The 19025-nt window shown below is 53.9% G+C and carries 9 protein-coding genes; all 9 read left to right on the top strand.

The genetic code is table 11. From position 1 onward, the window contains the following. Nucleotide 1: 1 nt before the first annotated feature. On the top strand, nt 2-2497 hold the full coding sequence (locus E8K88_RS12005; protein ID WP_136406913.1) for a hypothetical protein: 2496 nt from the start codon (nt 2-4) through the stop codon (nt 2495-2497). Beyond that, nucleotides 2494-4458: a phage tail tip fiber protein gene (locus E8K88_RS12010; RefSeq protein WP_136406914.1), complete on the top strand. Its 1965-nt coding sequence runs from the start codon at nt 2494-2496 to the stop codon at nt 4456-4458. Before E8K88_RS12005 ends, E8K88_RS12010 begins: the two co-directional genes overlap by 4 nt. Then, the gene (locus E8K88_RS18615; protein ID WP_136406915.1) at nt 4455-4853 is read left to right on the top strand and encodes a phage tail assembly chaperone; all 399 of its coding nucleotides are present in this window, start codon (nt 4455-4457) and stop codon (nt 4851-4853) included. The genes E8K88_RS12010 and E8K88_RS18615 overlap by 4 nt, the downstream gene beginning before the upstream one ends. Nucleotides 4854-4882: 29 nt before the next feature. Next, nucleotides 4883-5296, top strand: a complete 414-nt coding sequence (locus E8K88_RS12020; protein WP_136406916.1) for a GNAT family N-acetyltransferase — start codon at nt 4883-4885, stop codon at nt 5294-5296. Nucleotides 5297-5319: 23 nt separating this feature from the next. Further along, entirely contained in the window at nt 5320-6114 is a 795-nt protein-coding gene (locus E8K88_RS12025; RefSeq protein WP_136406917.1) for a hypothetical protein, read from the top strand. Next, nucleotides 6080-7585 (top strand): hypothetical protein, encoded by a 1506-nt coding sequence (locus E8K88_RS12030; RefSeq protein WP_136406918.1) that lies wholly within the window; start codon nt 6080-6082, stop codon nt 7583-7585. Before E8K88_RS12025 ends, E8K88_RS12030 begins: the two co-directional genes overlap by 35 nt. A 68-nt stretch (nt 7586-7653) precedes the next feature. Then, nucleotides 7654-9165, top strand: coding sequence for a hypothetical protein (locus E8K88_RS12035; protein ID WP_136406919.1), 1512 nt, complete (start codon nt 7654-7656; stop codon nt 9163-9165). Nucleotides 9166-9225: 60 nt separating this feature from the next. Continuing rightward, complete coding sequence (locus E8K88_RS12040; protein WP_136406920.1) at nt 9226-17664, top strand: LPD38 domain-containing protein; 8439 nt, start codon at nt 9226-9228, stop codon at nt 17662-17664. A gap of 340 nt (nt 17665-18004) precedes the next feature. Next, nucleotides 18005-18727 (top strand): hypothetical protein, encoded by a 723-nt coding sequence (locus E8K88_RS12045; RefSeq protein WP_136406921.1) that lies wholly within the window; start codon nt 18005-18007, stop codon nt 18725-18727. Nucleotides 18728-19025 lie beyond the last annotated feature (298 nt).

Raw genomic sequence — 19025 nt, forward strand, 5'->3', positions numbered from 1 at the left:
CATGACGGCAATCACAATTACAAACTTTGGCGGCGAGATTCCTCGTGTATCACCACGCGTATTGCCTGCTCAGGCTGCGCAGTTGAACCGAAATTTACTTGCAACCTCAGTGGAGTTCAGACCTTTACTGGGTGATGCACATATTCAAAGCGCTCCGAGTGGCGCGCTGTCGGTCTACCGTCTGGCGCGGCAGGCGGATGGCCAACTTCGCAGCGACCCTGCACAGGGCTGGCTGATCGATGCTAGCGACAAAAGCCATGTGAAAGGTCAGGTGAACGACGATGCGACCGAGCGCACGGCAGTTTCGTGGAATGCTGGAACTCAACGGCCGCGCATCATTGATGCGACTGGTGCGGACCGGTTGCTTGGAGTGCCGCCGCCGCCCGTACTATCACTCACCTTGAACGAAGCGGTGCAGTTCACGCGCGAGGATGCTGACCTATGGGCAGATGAAACCCTTTATGGAACGGTGACTGATGCCCTAATCGCTGCATTGGTGTCGGCCCATGTGGTTGAAGGCAAGCCCTTGGCCGGGGCCAAAGAAATGTATGACATGCGGCAAAACACTGCAGACGGACGCTATGCAGAAAAGCTCATTTCCTTGGCGGTAGCGAATGAGAAAGAGTTGTTGCGTCCGGAATTTGGTGCTTACGAAGAGGGTGGTCAGTGCGTGATTCCGATTTGCGCGCTGCCACTTTGGGCGCATGTTCCTGATATGGAAGCCCTGCAAGATGCACTGCGATTGATTGAAAGCCCAGTGGATGGAGGGCAATTATTCCCAGATAAAGATCTGCCAAAGATTGCCAGAGGTTTAGCTGGTATCTTTGATCCTGCAGCCGACTCCATTGCCTCGGCGCGCAGTGCTTTGGATGGCGCGGTGAAGGACTTCATTGCGGCAATTGAGACTAATGTCGAGGTCCCTACAACTCCTGCACCGGTTGAACCCTCGAAGCCCACCGTGTCCGAATGGCGCATCGTAGGCGAAGACATGGTGCGAAACCAGCAGTGGATTACATACGATGCAGCGATGGTCCAGTGGCGCAACGATCTGGCCAAATGGGAGGCCAACCGCCTGGTTGTCAAACAAGACAATTCAGGACGCAATACGCTGATTGTGGCGGCCAAGGCCAAAGCCCAGGCACAGCATGACACCATCGTGGCTGAATACCATAAGCGTCGCGACAGCTTGCTGGTCCGTGTGACAGCATACCTCAATCGAGATGTGTCGGTCTTTGGTGAAGATGGCTTTATTAAACTTGACCCTGACCGTATCGTAGAGTCGCGTTACTACGTCGCCACCTACGTGACCGACTGGGGCGAGGAATCAGCACCCAGTCCAGTTAGTGAAATGGTCGAGATGGACCAAAACGACTCGGTCATCGTGACTGTGTTGGCGCCACCGGCTGGCCGCCATATCCAGAAATGGCGGCTGTACCGCTCGAGCGCAGGATCTGGCTCTGCCGCATTCCTGTTTGTCGACGAGATGCTGATTGCCACGCGCACCTATCTGGATGAACTCAAAGGCGAATTGCTTGGTGAGGTTTGCCCCACTTTCCTATGGGCTGAGCCTCCTTATCGGCTTGACAACAATAGCGCCCAGGAAACGAAGCCGCCCAAAGGGGATGATCCGTATCTGCGGGGTTTTGTCGGTATGCCAAACGGCATTTTGGCTGGCTTCATTGACAATTTCGTCGCGTTCTCACAGCCCTACGTGTATTACGCCTGGCCAGTGGAGTATCAAATCTCCACAGAGGCGCCAATTGTGGGCCTTGGCGTGTTTGGGCAGTCGCTGTTTGTGGGCACGATGACCTATCCCTACATCATCAGCGGCGCCGATTCAGCCAGCATGTCGGCGCTCAAGCTGCCGCAATTGCAGCCTTGCGTGTCACGCCGTTCTATTGTGGGGGTGGGAGACGGCGTGGTGTATGCATCAACTGATGGCCTGTGCTTTGCCAACACAGCAGGAGTACAGCTGCTGACTGGTGAGTTGTTCTCGCGCGAAGATTGGACTGCGCTGGAGCCCGCGGCGATTGTGGCTGTTGAGCACGAGAGTGTGTATTACTTCTGGGATGGCTTAGGGCGCTGCTGGGCGCTGGACTTCTTGGTGAAGAAATTGGCGCGCGTCGATTTGGAAGGCGTGACGGCTGTTTGCCGTGACGTGTTGACCGATAGCTTGTTTGCTGTGCGTGGCAATGCGTTGCAGCGGTTGTTTGCATCTGGTCGGCGCACTGGTGTTTGGCGTGGAAGCAAGGCTACATTTCCTATGCATACCGCGCTGGCTTGGGTGCAGGTGGATGGCAGGCAGTCAGAAGATGAGCCGGTCATTGTGCGCTGGTACGGCGAAGGTCAATTGCGCCACTCCGTGCAGTTAACCGACACATTGCCGCAGCGCCTACCACCTGGCCGATGGCTGGAGCATGAAATTGAGGTGGAAAGTGCCGCGCGACTGACCAAAGTGGTTCTGGCAAGTAGCACCGCGGAGTTGCAAAGCGTATGAGTGGAAAACCGAAAAACACCAAAGCGCTGCGTGTTTCCAAGGATACGGGCGCTGCGTCGCTGCCTGGCCTGCCTTCAGTCGCCACGGGCAATGCCAGTCTGGACGCATGGCTAAGAGCCGCGACCGAACATCTTGAGGTTCGTGGTGGCGCGCGCGGCAATGATGCAGAGCGGGCGCTAACGCAGCGTGATTTGAAAGAGTTAAAGGCAGCTGCTGATGCTTTGGGGGGCGTCGCTTCGCAAGAGGCAGATGCCGGCCAGACGGTGCCTATTGTGCTGCCTGGCGGGGGATCTGCCTCGATTGCTATTGACGCGTTTGAAAAGGCAATCAAGGACACCAAACTGTACAAAAACTTGATGATGCGCTTGGACGATCCGCGCCGCTTTGACGATTTGCGCGGCGAGGTGCGCGAAGAACTACTGCGTGACTTGGCCAAAGAGGCAGCTAGCCGCGGATCGGCTATTACGTCGGTTGAGAAGCTGATACAAGAGGCTTATCTGTCACTGGTGATGCGCATTAATACGGTGACTTCAGCGGTTGGAGATGCCGCATCAGGCGTGCGTCAGACGGCCTTTGCCACGTCAGAAAACGGCCGCGCCCAGGCCGGCATCATCAATCAGCTCTCTGCCAGCTTAGGCAATTACTACCAAGACGGCACACCTGGAAGAGCAGATCTTGAGCAACAAATGACGGTGACAGCCGACAGAATGGAGGGGCTGCGCGCGCAGTACACGCTCAAAGTGATGGCTGGTGGTGCTTTGGCAGGCTACGGCATTGCCGCAGAAGAAGTCAACGGACAGCCATCAAGCGCTTTTATTATTGGCGCCAACAAGTTCGCCATTGTTGATCCTGATACGTATTCCGCAGGCCTAACGAACACGCCAGACGCAGCACACTTGCCATTCGGCGTCGATACTTATGGCATTTACCTAAACAACAACGTCTATATCAAAGGCAGTGTACGCATAGACACCAGCGGTAAAACGCTGATTCAGGGGTTGCGCGGCTCGGTGGATTTGTACCGCACAGGCTCCTGGAGCGATACCAGTGCCCGCAATTTGGTGTGGACTGCGCTGGGCAATCCAGGAACACCGACCAATAATAACCATTTGGTGATCGGCGACACGGTGACAGCCACCAGCGCAGGTTTATCTGTCGTACGTGCATGGATGGGCAGCAGTTGGCAAAACCCCGGCATGGTACTGAACGGCGATTTTCTGATCAATGGCTCAGTGGCCGCTGAGAAAATAGACACCCGTGGGCTGACTATTAAAGACAACAATGGGAATGTGATTTTTGGCGCTGGTGTTGGCCTGAATGTCAGTCAGATTAATGGACTGGGGACATTGGCCACGCAGAACCAGGTAAATATTGGGTGGGACACGCAATACAGCAACGTGATGATTGACGGAGAACTTATCCGAACATCCGATCTTGTGAGTCGGTTGTCCCGTATCAACTCTGGGAATATCAGCACGTTCATCGACGGCCTAGCGATCACTACCGCGTACATCGGAAATGCGGCGATCGAAACGCTAAAGGTCAAAGGTGGGGACATAACGTCTATGCACGTCATGCAGTACCCCGGCCAACTGCAAGTAGCTGGAAACTCTACAGGCTGGACGCAGATCGCGTCTGTTGGCATTAACATGGCGGCGGGCTCGTCTGGCGTTGTGCTGATGTTCGACTCTGCCACGCACATCGCAGACTTGGGCGGCGGCACCGCATCATACACAGCCAACGAAATCCGAATCCTTAGAGTGCGCGACGGCGCGCTGCTGGCGTACACAAACAGGCACAACATAAACTTGTTGTGGATGGATATGAAGTTGTCCGCGTTCGACGCCAGCCCAGTCGGTGGGTATAACGAGTACATAGTACAGTTTAAACCGCTTACCAGTACCGGCGGTACGTGGACTCTGGGCAACAGGGCGCTGATTGCTGTGGGGGGTAAAAGATGAAATACTTTCTTGTATTGGTGGGTGAGTCAGTGGAGTGTAGAGGGTGCGGCTACGACGTCCCTGTCGGCGCGGTTGAAGTCGGCGAGGAAGTCTACAGCAGTGTCGTGGAGGGTTCCGAGTACCGCAACGGAGTAATTTACAGCCCGCCGCCTCGACCCTCCATCCACCATACGCTCAAAGCCGGGGCGTGGGTGCTGAACGAATCGGCTGCGTGGGCGGAGGTTCGGGCTATCCGAGATGCAAAGCTGGCGAACTCGGACTGGGTGGTGACAGCCGCTGTCGAGCGGGGCGCTCCTTTAGCCCCTATGTGGTCAGAGTATCGTCAAGCCCTGCGCGATATTACAGAGCAGCCGGACCTAGAGAAAATTGTTTGGCCAGAACCGCCGCACACTTAACTTCGATCCAATCATGAGAAAACACCGCCATGGCAGCCGGTGTTTTAACTTATGACTTTGAACGCATCTTGGCGTTTGCACAGTCACGCATGCCACTGGCGCGGCAAGAAGGCATGCGCGGCATTGGGCTGGAGCGGGACGGGCAAGTGATTGCATCAGCAATTTACGAAGGCTTCAACGGTTCCAATATTTGGGTTCATCTGGCTGCAGCAGAAGGCCGCTCTTGGCTCAATAGGACATTCCTGCAAGCTGGGTTCGCCTATCCATTTGCCGTATGTGGCGTTCAAAAACTATGGGGCTGGGTAGACGCAAGCAACGAAGATGCACGTCGTTTTGACGAGCACTGTGGCTTTGTTCAGCAAGCTGTATTGCCAGGCGCTGCCAGAGATGGCGGCGATGTGATCGTCTACGGCATGACACGCGTCGAATGCCGGTTTCTTTAATCTCTCGTGTGTGGGGGTAATCAATGGGTGGTAAATCAAGCGGTACGCCGCCGCCAGATCCTAAATTGATCGAGGCTCAAATTCAGAGCTTGGGCATTCAAAATGATGCGATCCAGCGCATGATGAGTATGTCTGAGGAAATGGCGCCGCTGCAACGTGAGCAGCTCCAGCAATCTATTGAGCAGTCAAGGCAGCTTTGGAATTGGAACCAGGACGACCGCGAATTTGCGATTGGCAAGCGCGACCAGTTATCAGGAATTCAAGACACCATCGTTAAAGATGCAGCAAGCTTTAGTGAGACGGATAGACGCGATCAGCTATCGGCGCAATCTGATTCGGATATCGCTCAAGCTTTTGACCAGCAGAAAAATATCATCGCGCGCGATCTTACCCGCAGCGGCGTGAATCCCAACGATGGACGGAATAGCGCAACCAAGGGGGCCATGGCCGTGAGCGAGGCTCTGGCGCGCGTGCAAGGCAGAAAATCGGCAAGCGATTCGGCGCGCCTTGAAGGCTTGCAGTTGACCGATCGTGCAAACAACGCTTTGGCTGGCTATCCATCCATGAGCATGGGGGCGCAAGGGCAGGGTGTTGGAACAATGGGGGCCGGAATAGCTGCATTCAATTCTGGCATGAATGGAATGATGCAATCCAATGCAATGATTTCTTCTGCCGCCGGACAGATGGGCAGCAACGCCACAAACATGTACGGCCAACAGGCCAACGCATACCAGCAGTCACAGGCAAGCAATAGCGGCTTAATGGGTTCTTTGGGGACTGCACTTGGCATTGCTGGCGGCGCTTGGCTCGGCAAGTAAAAGTAAGGGTAATTCAATGGCAAATGGAACGGCGGCTTTTCTCTCTGGGCTTCTTGGCGGCGGTGTGACCGGCGTGCAGCTGCGCAAATCTTGGGATAGCAAGTCCGAAAGGGATGCGCAGAACAAGGAGAGGCATGACCTCGATATGGCCAGGCTGGAGCGTGATCAGCGCAATGCTGAGCAAGAAGATCTCCTTCGCCAGCAATGGGTGGAAGCCACTAATAGCGAGTTAGGGATCGGCGCTGCAGCATCGCTGCCAGCCGCAACTACTGGCGGCCTTGGAGCGCCAGGTGCGGTATCAAATGCCATTCCGCAAACACAAGTCATCGCAAGAAGCCTGGCCCCAAACGCATCTGCCACGACCGTCGCCCCTGCGCAGGACCGGCAGGGAGCGCCAACGCAAAGCATGCCTATAGCCGATGGCGGAAGCCTAGGCGCAACAATTGCTAAAGATGCGGCCAACCTCAACGCCTTGACAAGCCAGATGGCCATGCTGCGCGGCGATTTCAATACAGCAACCGCATACCGTGATCGCGCCGTGAGCGAAAGAAATTCGCGTGATGACATGCGCTACGCCATGGGCATCTTGGCTGATCCGAAGGGAGAGGACGCGCAAGAGCTATTGAAGATGGTCACGCAAACCAGCGTGCCGGGCTTGAGTCCTCGGATTGACGAGCAGACTGGTATCGCTTATCTGGAAATTGCAAATCCGGAGGGCGGCTCCAAGCAGGTCGAATTGAGTGGATCAAACTTGATGCGCCTTGCCCAAGCAAAGAGGAAGCTAGATCGCGGCGATGCCAGCGCTTTAGAGGATCTGGCCGCCATTGATAAAGGGCTTGCGGGCGCTGCTGTTGCGAACTGGAAAGTGCAGCAGGATATGGCGAAGTTCAACAACGATGCTCGCAAGGATGCCTCTGGAATCCAGAAGGATGCAGTACAGGCCGCGAGCAGCTTGAACGCAGATCGACGCGCAGAAGATGAAGCGCAGCGAGCACAGCAGGGGCGTGATGCCGCGGCCACGGCTGCCGCGAACGCGGGCCAGGGGGCGGATATTGCACGCATGATTCAAACAGGCGCAGCAACCTACACGCCACCAGCTCTGCGCGATACTAGGCCGGTCTATGACACAAAGGATATTTCAGCAAGCCTGGGCGATGTGGTCATGGATCCTAAAACTGGCAAGCCTGCAGTGGACCCGCTTACCGGTAAGACGCAACAAATTCCGAACCCACAGCGTGAGGCTGCGTTTGCGCAGTTCATGGTGGATGGTGGATACCGTGACACGAATGAAGCATTGCCACGCTTTTTGGCAGCCGAGGAATCTAAGCGGCAGGCGGCCGCACCAAAAGAAAATGCAGCCAAGGCTCCGGCGAGTGCAATTGAGATGCTGCGCAAGCGACCTGAATTGGCATCAGCATTTGATGCAAAGTATGGCGCTGGCGCCGCGCAACAAGTGCTCGGCTCTAAGTAAGAGTTATCGGGTATTATTGATTGCCATTTCTGGGATTAATAACCACCAACCCTACTGCTGTTGCCTAAATGATCGACTCAAAAAAAGATTCTCCTGATAATTTTCCAAAAAAGAAGACTCTAGCCACCCGTGCTCCAGAGAAAGTTTTGGTTCCAACTTCGATTGGCAGCTTATATGCTAGGCGTGCAAGCAGTTCAGATTATGTTTCTTTGGCTGCTTCGAGCAAGGATCGCCTCGGGGAGTTGGCAGTCAAATTGTTTGTGAATGGCAACAAGGACAAGGCGGACAAGACCGCCTTGATTGATGCTGAATTTGAGCTACTCACCGATGAAGATATTGCTGCGGTTACTGCTGCTATAGCAAAAGCCAACGGCTGGAATATTTCAAATGGTGGTGGAATTAAGGACTTGGGGCTGTTAGCTGGAGCTGCAATGAAAAAGCGAAATGCTGATGCTCTCGCTAGACAAAAGGAATGGCTTGATCTAATCGATAAGACTATCAATCCACCATATATGAAGCTGTTTGATGAGGTCAATAAGTTTAATAACTTGGTTGATAAAATTGATGTTTTAAATAACTCGGCAATCAGAGGATTGCATGAGGAAATGAAAAGCCGCGATCAGATTGTTGCTCAAATTAATAAGCTGATAAATCCATCGGTTAATGGTGCCATTGAAGAACTTCAAAAGCATACACAACCCCTATCTGGCGCGTATTCTTTTTTAGATGCCGATACCATTGGTAGGTTGTCACTAAGTCTTGACTCAATAAAGTCCATAGGCGATGAGCATCGGAAGGCATTGGGCCCACTTTGGAGAAGTGAGGTATCGGAGGCGGTGAGAAATCATTCTCTGAATCAAAGTGAAAGCGCAATTAATGAATATTTAAGAGATATCCCGGATGGACTTCAGTCGTTTTCTAATAATGAGTGCGTTCTTAAGCCTGCCAAGGAGGAGGTGGACGAGGATAATGAAGAGCTGCCTTCATTGGACTGGCAAAATAGGCCTCCAATTGCAATGATGCGGCACCAAGATTCGTCCGTTGCTGTTGCTGCTATCGAAACTGCGGAGTATGTCAAAAAGTCTGCCATGAATTCAGAAAAATTGACGTTGGATGTTGCCGAGCTACATGCCATATTGATTGGAGAAATGATACCCCAATGGATGGAGGCGCAGGAGATAAACAGCAAGAAAGCAGAGGCCGACCGAGCTCACGCTGAGGCTAGTTTATCGGCCACACAAAAGGGCTTGGAGCTAACGCAAAATGGACTGGAGCTTACGCAGAAAGGCTTGAGTTTTACAAGGAATGGCTTAATTGTAGCGTTTGTTACTCTTGTTGTAACAACGGCCATGTCTTTGGCTACGGCTATTTATCAATATAATTCCTCCAAAGAAACTGAGGTAATTAATCGTGCAGAATCGCAGGCGCAAATTGAATTGCTGAAAAGTCAGCTAGACGCGAGTCAAGAGTTGCTGATTGAAATTAGGCAATTGCGAGCAGCAACTGAGGGGCGCACGCTTTTGGAGGTAGATACTAATCCGCCAGAAGTTGCCTCTAATGTTGATGGGCTGCAAGAATAGGCCTCAACACTCCGTTCCAATCTTGCCACCATCCCTTGCAAGTAAACCGCAAGAGGATGTATGGCGCAAGAACAGAACCCATTCGATCAGTTCGATAACGCTGTCGATGTAAACCCGTTTGATCAATTTGATCCGAAGCCTGAAACTGGCCGCACTTATGGCCAAGCCGCCAAAGACATTGCTGTACAGCTCGCAGAGGGTGTCAACAATTTTGCTGGCGCAGTGCCGAACTTGGTTTCTCCTGATGGAGTAGTAGCGGAGTTCTTCAGCGACAACGCTGATTACTGGCGCGACAAGCAAAGTGATGCAACGAAGCAGGCGGTTGAGCGAGTAGAGGCAAAGATTGCGCAAGCCAACCCAGATGGAGTTATTGATCAGGCTGTGGAGGCAGCCAAGGCTTATGCCGGTGAGCCGCTGGCCGCTCAACGCCTGGTCACAACGAACGTACCCAGCGTTGTGCCGGGCGTCGCCGCAGCCAAAGGTGCGCAAGTAGCTGCAGTGGCGCGCGGAGCGACGGCGGCGCAGGCTACGAGCCAAGCGCTGCTTGCTGGGAGTGTTACAAATGCCGGGCTTAATGCAGGCGGCGCACGCGGTGAGGCGTTTGAGGACATCCGCGACACCCTGATTGCTCAGGGCATGGATAAGGACCAGGCCACAGAAGTTGCCAAGTCTGACTCTTTGCTGCCTGCCGGCGTGGGTGCTGCTGCGGGCTTTGTTAGCGGACGAATGGGCTTGGAGAAGGTTGTCGCTGGAGGCGCGAAATCTGGTTTTAAGGCTGGCGTAGGCGCTGCTGCTGGTGAATTCCTAGGTGAGCAGCTAGAAGAAGTAGCGCCAAAGATCGCAACGAACTATCAAGCATCTGATTACGACGACCGCGCCCTGACACGAGATGTTGGCCGAACAAGCACCGAGGCTGCCATTGCGACGATGCCAGGCGCAGCGCTTGCTGGTGGTGCTACAGCAATACGTGGACGCAACGAAGCTGTGTCACCTGCAGTCGAGTCGGAGCAACTAGGTGAAGCCACAACTAACCAGGATAGCCGGCCGGCCTCAACAGCAGCACTCCAGTTTGACCAGGCAGCTTACACACAATACCGCCGCACTTTAGAGTCAGGTGGTGCAGCCGACGCAAAAAATCCAAAGTCCACGGCATATGGTGCAGATCAATTCACGCGCGGAACATGGCTGGATACCGTCAAGAAGGCCAAGCCAGCTTGGGCTCAAGGCCTGAGTGAGCAAGAGTTGCTGGCGCAGCGCGGCAACCTTGAGCGCAGCGCCGAGATGGCAGAAGCGCTGGATCGTGAAAACACTGCTTTGCTGCGCAAGGCAGGGCAAGAGGTCAATAACCACACCCTTTATGCCGCACACCATTTTGGCGGCGCGAAAGGGTTGGCTTTCGCCCGTGCCGATGGCAGTACGACAATGGCCGAGATCTTGTCGGAGAGGCAGCTAGAAGCGAATCCATACCTCAAGGGTATGACCAAGGCGCAGGCGATCGCTAACTGGGATCGCCGTGCTGGAGTACCTGCTGATGCGGCGCAGGCAGCGCCGACGCCAGTCGCTGATTCAACCGCTGCAAACCGACTGGCTGAGCTGGAGGTGCTTGAGTCCGCCGAGGGGTTGACTGATGCGCAGCTGGCTGAGAGAGAGGCGCTGCGCGCTCAGGTGGATGCTCAGGCGCAAATTGCTGCAGACGCTGAGAACGTGGGCACTTCGTTTCAGGATGAGCTGGCAGCGGCCACTGCCAAGGATGACCAGGCACGTCAGGCGCGCGAGTCGCAGCCGGTACCAATAACGCACCGTGATGCCCGCGCCGCTGATACGGTGCTGCAGAACCGTGATCGCAGCACCGCAGCCAGCATTGAGCAGATGAATTCGATTGCGGCCAATCCAGACTATTTGCGCACAGGCCCGTCCCGCACCATGGACCAAGGCGCCCCCGTTGTGTTTGGAGACTTCCCGGCAACTTCTGTGCTAGGCCGTGAGGAAACCGTGGCTGATGGTCGTGGTCAGCGCGTGCGCACCCGCTATGCCGTGGTGGATGCGGCGGATGTGATTGCATCCAACACTGCGGATGGTTTGTCGGCGCAAGATTATGCGCAAGGCCTGCCCGGCAAATTGCGTGCTGTCGCTGGTAATGGCCGCGCAGCTGGTTTGGCAGAGGCTTATCGGCGCGGCACGGCGGCCAACTACCGTGCTGAGCTGCAAGAAGATGCGCTGTCCTTGGGAATTGAAACCACGAGCATTGCGCAGATGCAGGCGCCCATGCTGGTGCGTGTGATGGATGAGGCGGACGTGACGCCGGATATTGGCGACCGCAGCAACACAGTGGCCACGGCGCGCTTGTCGCCAGTTGAAGAGGCAAGCAACGACGCCAAGCGCGTGAACCTGGCTGCGCTGGAGTACGACGACAGCGGAATCCCAACGCCGGCATCCGTTCGTGGCTTCATCAATGCCATGCCTGAGGCTGAGCGCGGGAATATGCTCAACCCTGATGGCTCGCCAACGCGGCAGGCCATTGATCGACTGACGGCCGCATCTTTCAAGCAGGCCTATGGCAATGATGAGCTGGTGAAGCTGTTCGCCCAGGCGACTGACCCAGAAGCGCGAACCGTGATGACTGCGCTGGCCGAGGCATCTGGCGCCATGGCGCAGCTGCGTGATGGTGGCGAGTTTGATATTCGTCAGGTTGTTGCTGATGCTGCCGCGTTGGCGGTGAATGCGCGCCGGCGCGGCATCACCCTGAACGATGCATTGAAGAATACCGATCTGGATCTGAATCCTGAAACGTTCGTTGTCGCCGAGTTCATGGCGCAAAACATTCGCAGCGCCAAGCGCATTGCCGAGGGTTTGCGTAATTTTGCAGATAAAGCGCTTGAGCAGATCCGCATTGCCCAAGAAAATCAAGTGCAAGGCGGAATGTTTGGAGATCGTCCAACACTAAGCCGAAGCCAATTACTGGAAGGATTAAACCGTGATAACCAAAGAGCAGCAACCACCGCAGCAGAGCCATCCTTTGTTGAGGACCAAGCCCGGTCTGGGCCTAATGAAGAGCTGGCTGAATCAGCAGGAGCCGAGCCAAGAGCAGAAGGAAGTGGCTGGCCAAATCGCGCAGAACGCGGTGCAGAGCAAGGGCAATACAACGCCGTAGCCAATGAGTTGCCGCTAACCACTCCCGCGCGTGAGCAGGTGTTGGGGCAACAGGATCGGGAGACGTTGCGCTTTAGCCGGCCAGCCCAAAAGCAAGAGCAGACGTTAGACGGATGGCGCAAGCAGGCCGAGAATGCTGGCGCAGGCGTGGCGGTCAGTGAGCGCGACGATATTGTTACGCTCTCGAAAATTGTGATTCCTGAGGCGGCGCGCAATAGTGGAGTTGGCTCCGAGTTGATGCAGTCGCTTGTCGATTATGCAGATGCGGCTGGCAAGCATGTGGCGCTCACGCCTTCCGAAGATTTTGGCGGCAGCAAGCCCCGGCTGAAGAGTTTCTACAAGCGCTTTGGTTTTGTGGAAAACAAAGGCAAGGGCCGCGTTTTTCAGACCATGGAGGCGATGTATCGCGAGCACGCTAATAAGACGTTATTCAGCCGCACAGACAATACCGCCTCCGACTATGAGGCGCGGATTGACGCCTTATTTTCTGGCGATAAGCCTCGAAGCGCTGCGCGTGGTGAAGAGCAGGCAAAAGTTTTAGATCGCGCCGATGTGCTGGACTTGCTCAAGGTTGGGCATGGCCCGGTATACCTGAATGAATCAGCTGTTGGAAAGCCAGATCGAAATGCTCCGCGGGGATCACCGCCAAAGCATCCTAATATGACCGCTGATCAGTGGAAGCGTGTGCCAGACTGGCTAGATCAGCCTGCTGCGGTGTTCGAATCAGCCACTATCAAGGGCGACATGGTGGTGATCGCGCCAGAGCTTGTGGATGGCTCTATTGTGATGCTGACGATTGACCCAAATGCGAGCGCGGGGCGCGGCGTATCTGTGAGGTTGCTGACCAATGCTTACGACAGAGATGGTGGCGCGCCGCCATTTCAGAGCTGGTACAACCAAGGGCTTGCACGCTATATCGACAAAAAGGTATTCCCAGCTGTTCTGCAGAGGGTTGGAGTCCAATCCTCCAATACTGTGCAGAGCAAACCGGGAATACCGAAAATTCTATCTGAAAAAAATCTCGATGGCTATCGCAAAGTGAATTTGTCGTTGGCACGAGTAGCAGATCTAGTGCGCACTCCAAGCAATGAGCGACTGTCTATGGTGCAGCAGCAGGCCGATAAAGTGCGTAAGCATTGGCGCAATGCCCCAGAGACTATAGTACTTGAGTCTCTGGATGATGCCAGAGTGCCGGATTCGGTGCGGAAAGCAATTACAAATAGCCAAGATGGCCTAGGCGCAGTTGAAGGTTTCTTTTACAGCGGCAAAGTGTTTCTTGTGGCCAAGAATCTACCCAAGCATGCTGATGTGGCGCGCGTCATGTTGCACGAGTCACTTGGGCATTATGGCCTGCGCGGCGTGTTTGGCAAGCAGCTTGGCCAAGTTCTCGACATGGTGCAAAGCGGTCGGCGCGCGGATGTGATTCGCCAGGCGCGCGAGTATGGCCTGCATGGCAAATTGCCCGAAAATGCCACAGATGCCCAAGTATGGGACAGCATGAGTCGTGAGCAGCGCAATGAGGCTGCCGAAGAGGTGCTGGCATTTATGGCGCAGGAGCAGCCCGAGATTGGCTTTGTGCGCCGCGCTGTGGCCGCTATTCGCTCGTGGCTGCGTGAGAATGTGCCCGGCTTCAACAAGATGCGCCTGAGTGATGGAGACATCATCCGCAATTACTTGCTGCCAGCGCGCGACTGGGTGGAGCAGGGCAAATCATCTGAGATGGGTGCTAAAAGCAATGGGCGCATGCGTGCAGCATTTAGCTTTGGCAGAAATGCAGAAGATGGCCGGCGATTAAGCATTGCGGACTGGGCTAAGGCCCACTTTGGCAGCGCCATGGCGCCGAACAATAAGCCCACATGGCAGAACTTTGCCGACTGGTTTGGCGACAGCAAGGTAGTGGATGAAAATGGATCGCCCTTGGTGGTCTACCACGGGACCGCTGCTGACCTCAGTTTTTTTGATCCACTTGCGCTTGGAGCATCAACGAAGGCGGCTTCAGCAAAAAAAGCGTTCTTTTTCTCGGGCAGCCCGAAGGTCGCCAGTGGATATGCATTCCTGTCCGAGACGCGCACCGGCTTAAATGTTTCGGTGCTGAAAAACGCTGCCAAGTCCGACGTCTTGCCAAAAGAGCTGCAAGACTACATGAATGCCGAGGCAGATCGCATGGCTAGCGATGCGCTTGAGCGTGGTGAGCCAGCGTGGATCAATGAAGATTCGGAGACCGGTGGCGGCACGCCAGGTGCAAACGTTTTGCCGCTATACCTGTCGGCAAAAAATCCTAAAGTCATCGACTACAACGGCAGTGAGTACCGAGAGGTGAGCTTTGCCAGTGCCATTGAACAAGCCAAGAAAGAGGGGTATGACAGCGTCATCTTCAGGAATGCCGAAGACTCCATGCATAAAGACTACAGCGAAGTGTCGGATATCTTCGCCGTTTTTAGCCCGGAGCAGATCAAGTCCGCCACTGGCAACTATGGGGATTTTGACCCGGCCAATCGCGATATTCGTTTCAGCCGTGTGCCGCAGGCGGCTCAAAGCGTTTTGACCAAGACACAGGATGCAGTCAAAAAACTGACTGGCTATGACAGCATGGATGCCGCCATTTACGCATGGCAGGACAAGTTCATTGATCTGAAGCGCATCCAGCAAACCATTAAGGATTTGGGCGGCACGGTTAGCGAGATCAATGACGCCTACCGTGGCGAAGAGTTATTTCATAAGCGAGTGGCTAAGCGTACTCAGGATTTCATGCGCGACGAGTTGCGCCCGCTGCTCAAAGGCATGAATGACTCTGCGGTGTCGATCGAGCAGATGGAGCAATTCCTCCATGCCCGCCATGCGCCAGAGGCCAATAAGGTTTTGGCCGAGCGCAACCTGTCCGAAAAAGAGCTGGATGCCAAACGCGCAGCAGCCGATGCGCAGGTGTTGCAGTTGCGTAAAGACCTGCAAGGTGCGCTTGCGAAAGGCACATCTACGACACACATCCAGAAGTCACTGGCTATGGCGCTTGATGAGCAATCAACCTGGAAGCAAGCCCAGCCATGGAAAGGTACAGAAGTTGATCGACTGAGCTTGTCAGGGATGAGCGATGCAGATGCCAAGGCAGTGATGGATGGCCTTGCTCCAGAGCGCCGCGCGGCACTGGATAAACTGGCCGCCAAGGTGGATGCCATCAACGATCAAACGCTGAAAACCCTTGAGAGCTATGGATTGATGGATCGCAAGAGTCTTAACGCCTGGCGCAGCACCTACAAGCACTATGTGCCACTGCATCGTGACGAAGCCAAGCCAGATAGTTTTGCGCATCCAATCGGCCAAGGCTTCAGCACCAAAGGGGATGCTTCTAAGCGCCGCACCGGCTCCAATGAAAAAGTCACAGACATCCTTGGGCATATTGCGATGCAGCGCGAGGCAGCGTTGACCCGAGGCGAGAAAAACAATGTGGCCAAACGGCTGTACTTGTTGGCGCAGCAAAACCCGGACGACAATCTTTGGACATTTACCTTGCCATCTAAACGCATGGTGGACCCTGATACTGGGCTCGTGAAGACGATGCCGGACCGGACGGCCTTACTCAAAGACAATGCAATGACCGTGCGGATAGGCGGTCATGACAAGTACCTGATTTTCAATGACCGCAATGAACGCGCCTTGCGTTTGGGCGCGGCCATGAAGAATCTGGATGCCTTGGAGCTGGATCGCTTCACACGCACCATGGGGAAAATCACGCGCTGGTTTGCCGCAGTCAATACCCAGTACAACCCTGTGTTTGGCGCCATGAACTTGGCGCGCGATGTGCAGGCCACAGCGCTGCAGCTTTCCAATACGCCGCTAAAAGGCAAAGAAACAGCGGTCCTTAAGGGTATCGCCAGCAATCTGCGCCCAATCTATAAAGACTTGCGCCGCTCTCGCAAAGAGGCGGGCATTGGCCAGGGGCCGTGGGCAAAGCTGTGGGATCAGCTCCAGCTGGATGGTGGCACTACAGGCTTCCGTGATTTGTACGCCACGCCAAACGACCGTGCAGATGCGCTGCGCAAAGAGCTTTCCCGCATGGGCAAGCGCAGCAACGCAAGCAAAATCACATATGGAGCGCTGGATTGGCTCTCTGACTTCAATGAAACATTAGAGGCCACAAGTCGCCTGGCGACCTATAAAGTGGCGCTTGATGAGGGGCTAAGTCGCCAAGAGGCAGCCAGCCTAGCCAAAAACATTACCGTCAACTTCAACCGCAAGGGGCGCAATACCAGCGTGATGGGGAGTTACTTTGCGTTCTTGAATGCCGCAATCCAGGGCAACGTGCGCATGTACGAAACACTGACGGGGCCGCGCGGCAGGCAGATCATGTTAGGGGGTGTTGCATTGGGGGCAATTTCCAGCATGGCCGGCATGCTGGTGATGGGTGGCGATGGTGACGATGACAACTGGTCCCGCATTCCTGATTTCGTGAAGGAGCGCAGTATCATCATCCCCATCAGCCGAGAGGATTACTTGGCGATCCCATTGCCGCTGGGATTTCACGTCTTTTCTAACATGGGTCGGACCATCGTGGAGGCGACCATGCTTGATGACCCGACCAAGAGCCGCGCAAGCTACATCGCTGAAATGGGGTTGATTAGCCTGAATGCCTACAACCCGCTGGGCGGGGCAGACAACATGATGCAGATGTTTACGCCGACGCCACTTGATCCTGTAATTGCGGTGACGCAAAATAAGAGCTGGACAGGCCAAGCAATCTACAGGGAGAATTTTTCTGCCCTCGATCCGAAGCCGCGTTATGCACTGGCCAAAGACAGCACCATGGGCATCACGCGCCATGCTGCGCGCATCATCAACAATGCCACGGGCGGCAGCGACTGGCAGCCAGGTCGCGTGGACTTGAATCCCGATGCCATTGAATACCTGATTGGCCAGCTTACTGGTGGTGTGGGCCGTGAGATCATGAAAGCGGGCAATATGGCGCAGTCGATGCTGACAGGCGACGAGCTACCGCCAAACAAGATCGTCCTAGCTGGTCGTTTTTACGGCAACACCCGTGGCGCCAACGGCCAAAGTGAGTCCTATTATGAAAACCTCAAGCGCATCAATGGCGCTGCAGCTGAGTACAAAGGACGCGTGGGGGAGGGGCAGGCTGCGGACTTGGTGCTTAATGACCAGCCGCTTGCGCGCCTGAATGGCGCGGCCGATGTGGTGCACAAACGCGTGCGTGGACTGCAAGAGCTGCGCAGGAGGGTGCAGGCAGGAGATGAGCCGGGTAAGCGCGAGATGGTCAAAGAGATTAATCAGGAGATCGAGCAGACTATGCTGCGCTTGAATACTGCCGTGCGGAATGCGCTGAAAAGCACTGAATGAGGCAATTATGTGCTGTAAATATAGAATCCTTGCATAGTCACTCGTACTGCAAGGAGCCGTATGCCAGCACTAACTGTCGCTCTAGCTTGTCTGGCTGGCTTTCAGAATTTGAAGCCGCCCGAAGAGACCTATTTTGATGTGCGGCGGGCTTGATCGTCCGATAGGTCGTGATGACCCAGTGTGAGACCATCAAAGCCTCAACAGCTTGTTGCCGTCAAGTTCTGCCTATGCTGCTAAACCAATGTGCAGGAAGGCACAGGGCCGAGTCTAAATAAATTTTATTTTTTGAGAAAATCTTACGTAATAAGATACACTTTATTTTTTATAAGCAGGCGGCACTATGGCGAGTAGGTGGTGGGAGTATTATGCAATTCGCTACTTTGTTGGTTCAGCGATTGGCGCTTTTCTTATTCTGTATTTGAATGGTTATCACTCCTCTGGATTTGGGGGAGTGCTTTGTTCTATTGGGATAGCTGGGATAAAGGATTTTTCTGATTTTGCGGTTTTGGCGTCAGTTGGATTTGCTTTTTGTTATTTATCAAGCGCTCCTATTTTGGTTTTTCATGCGTATAGAGCTCACCTGAGTTTCGGTGGCTTTGAAAAATCATCGTGTTGTTCATATTTTTGTATTGCTACTTCTATTGTAGCGGTGGGGATTTTTTCTTTTATTTATATTGATAATCAATTTGTTGCATTGCTTTTTACCTGTGTGACTGGGTTTTCAATTGGATTAACGCTGGCTGCTTTTTTTGATAAATATTCAAAAGTTGAGGAATATTACAAAAATCTATCCAAGGCTAGAGTAGAAATCCCAAAAGGCAAAAGAAGAGGTGATTCTGCATCTATAAGAGCTGACTATATAACTTCATATAAGCACTTGAGGGAGCATGGGAATGCATTTCTCATAGTTGTTTTTGAGTTTATTTTGGCTTTTTCTATTTTTCATAGTTCATCAAAGAAGGTGGGCCTAATTATTCTTGCTTTGTGGGTTGTGCCATCTGGTTTTGTTTGGTTGCTGGGGTCTGTGTTAGAGAGAAAAATGGTCAATAGGAATTCAAATTAATTTCTTCTTATATTTTCGCTGCAATTGTATTTTCCACTTCCTCGAGAAATTTTTTGTATTTATATGTCGCATCCCGGACGATCAATGTGCTGCAGCGCTGATCTAAGTGATCATTGAAAAAATCTTGGATAAGTAAAGGTCCAGATCCTTGATTTCTATGCTTGACCATGAGCGTATCTTCATCGTCTGCCACGGTGATTTCAGAAGTAGGTCTAACCGAAAGAATGTTGTGATTCCGCTGCCGTCTTGCGGTTTTTTAAAGAAATGCTGGCTGCAATGATGGGCACAAAAAACGCAA

It is taken from the genome of Lampropedia aestuarii (assembly GCF_004803635.1).
GTDB classification, from domain to species: domain Bacteria; phylum Pseudomonadota; class Gammaproteobacteria; order Burkholderiales; family Burkholderiaceae_C; genus Lampropedia; species Lampropedia aestuarii.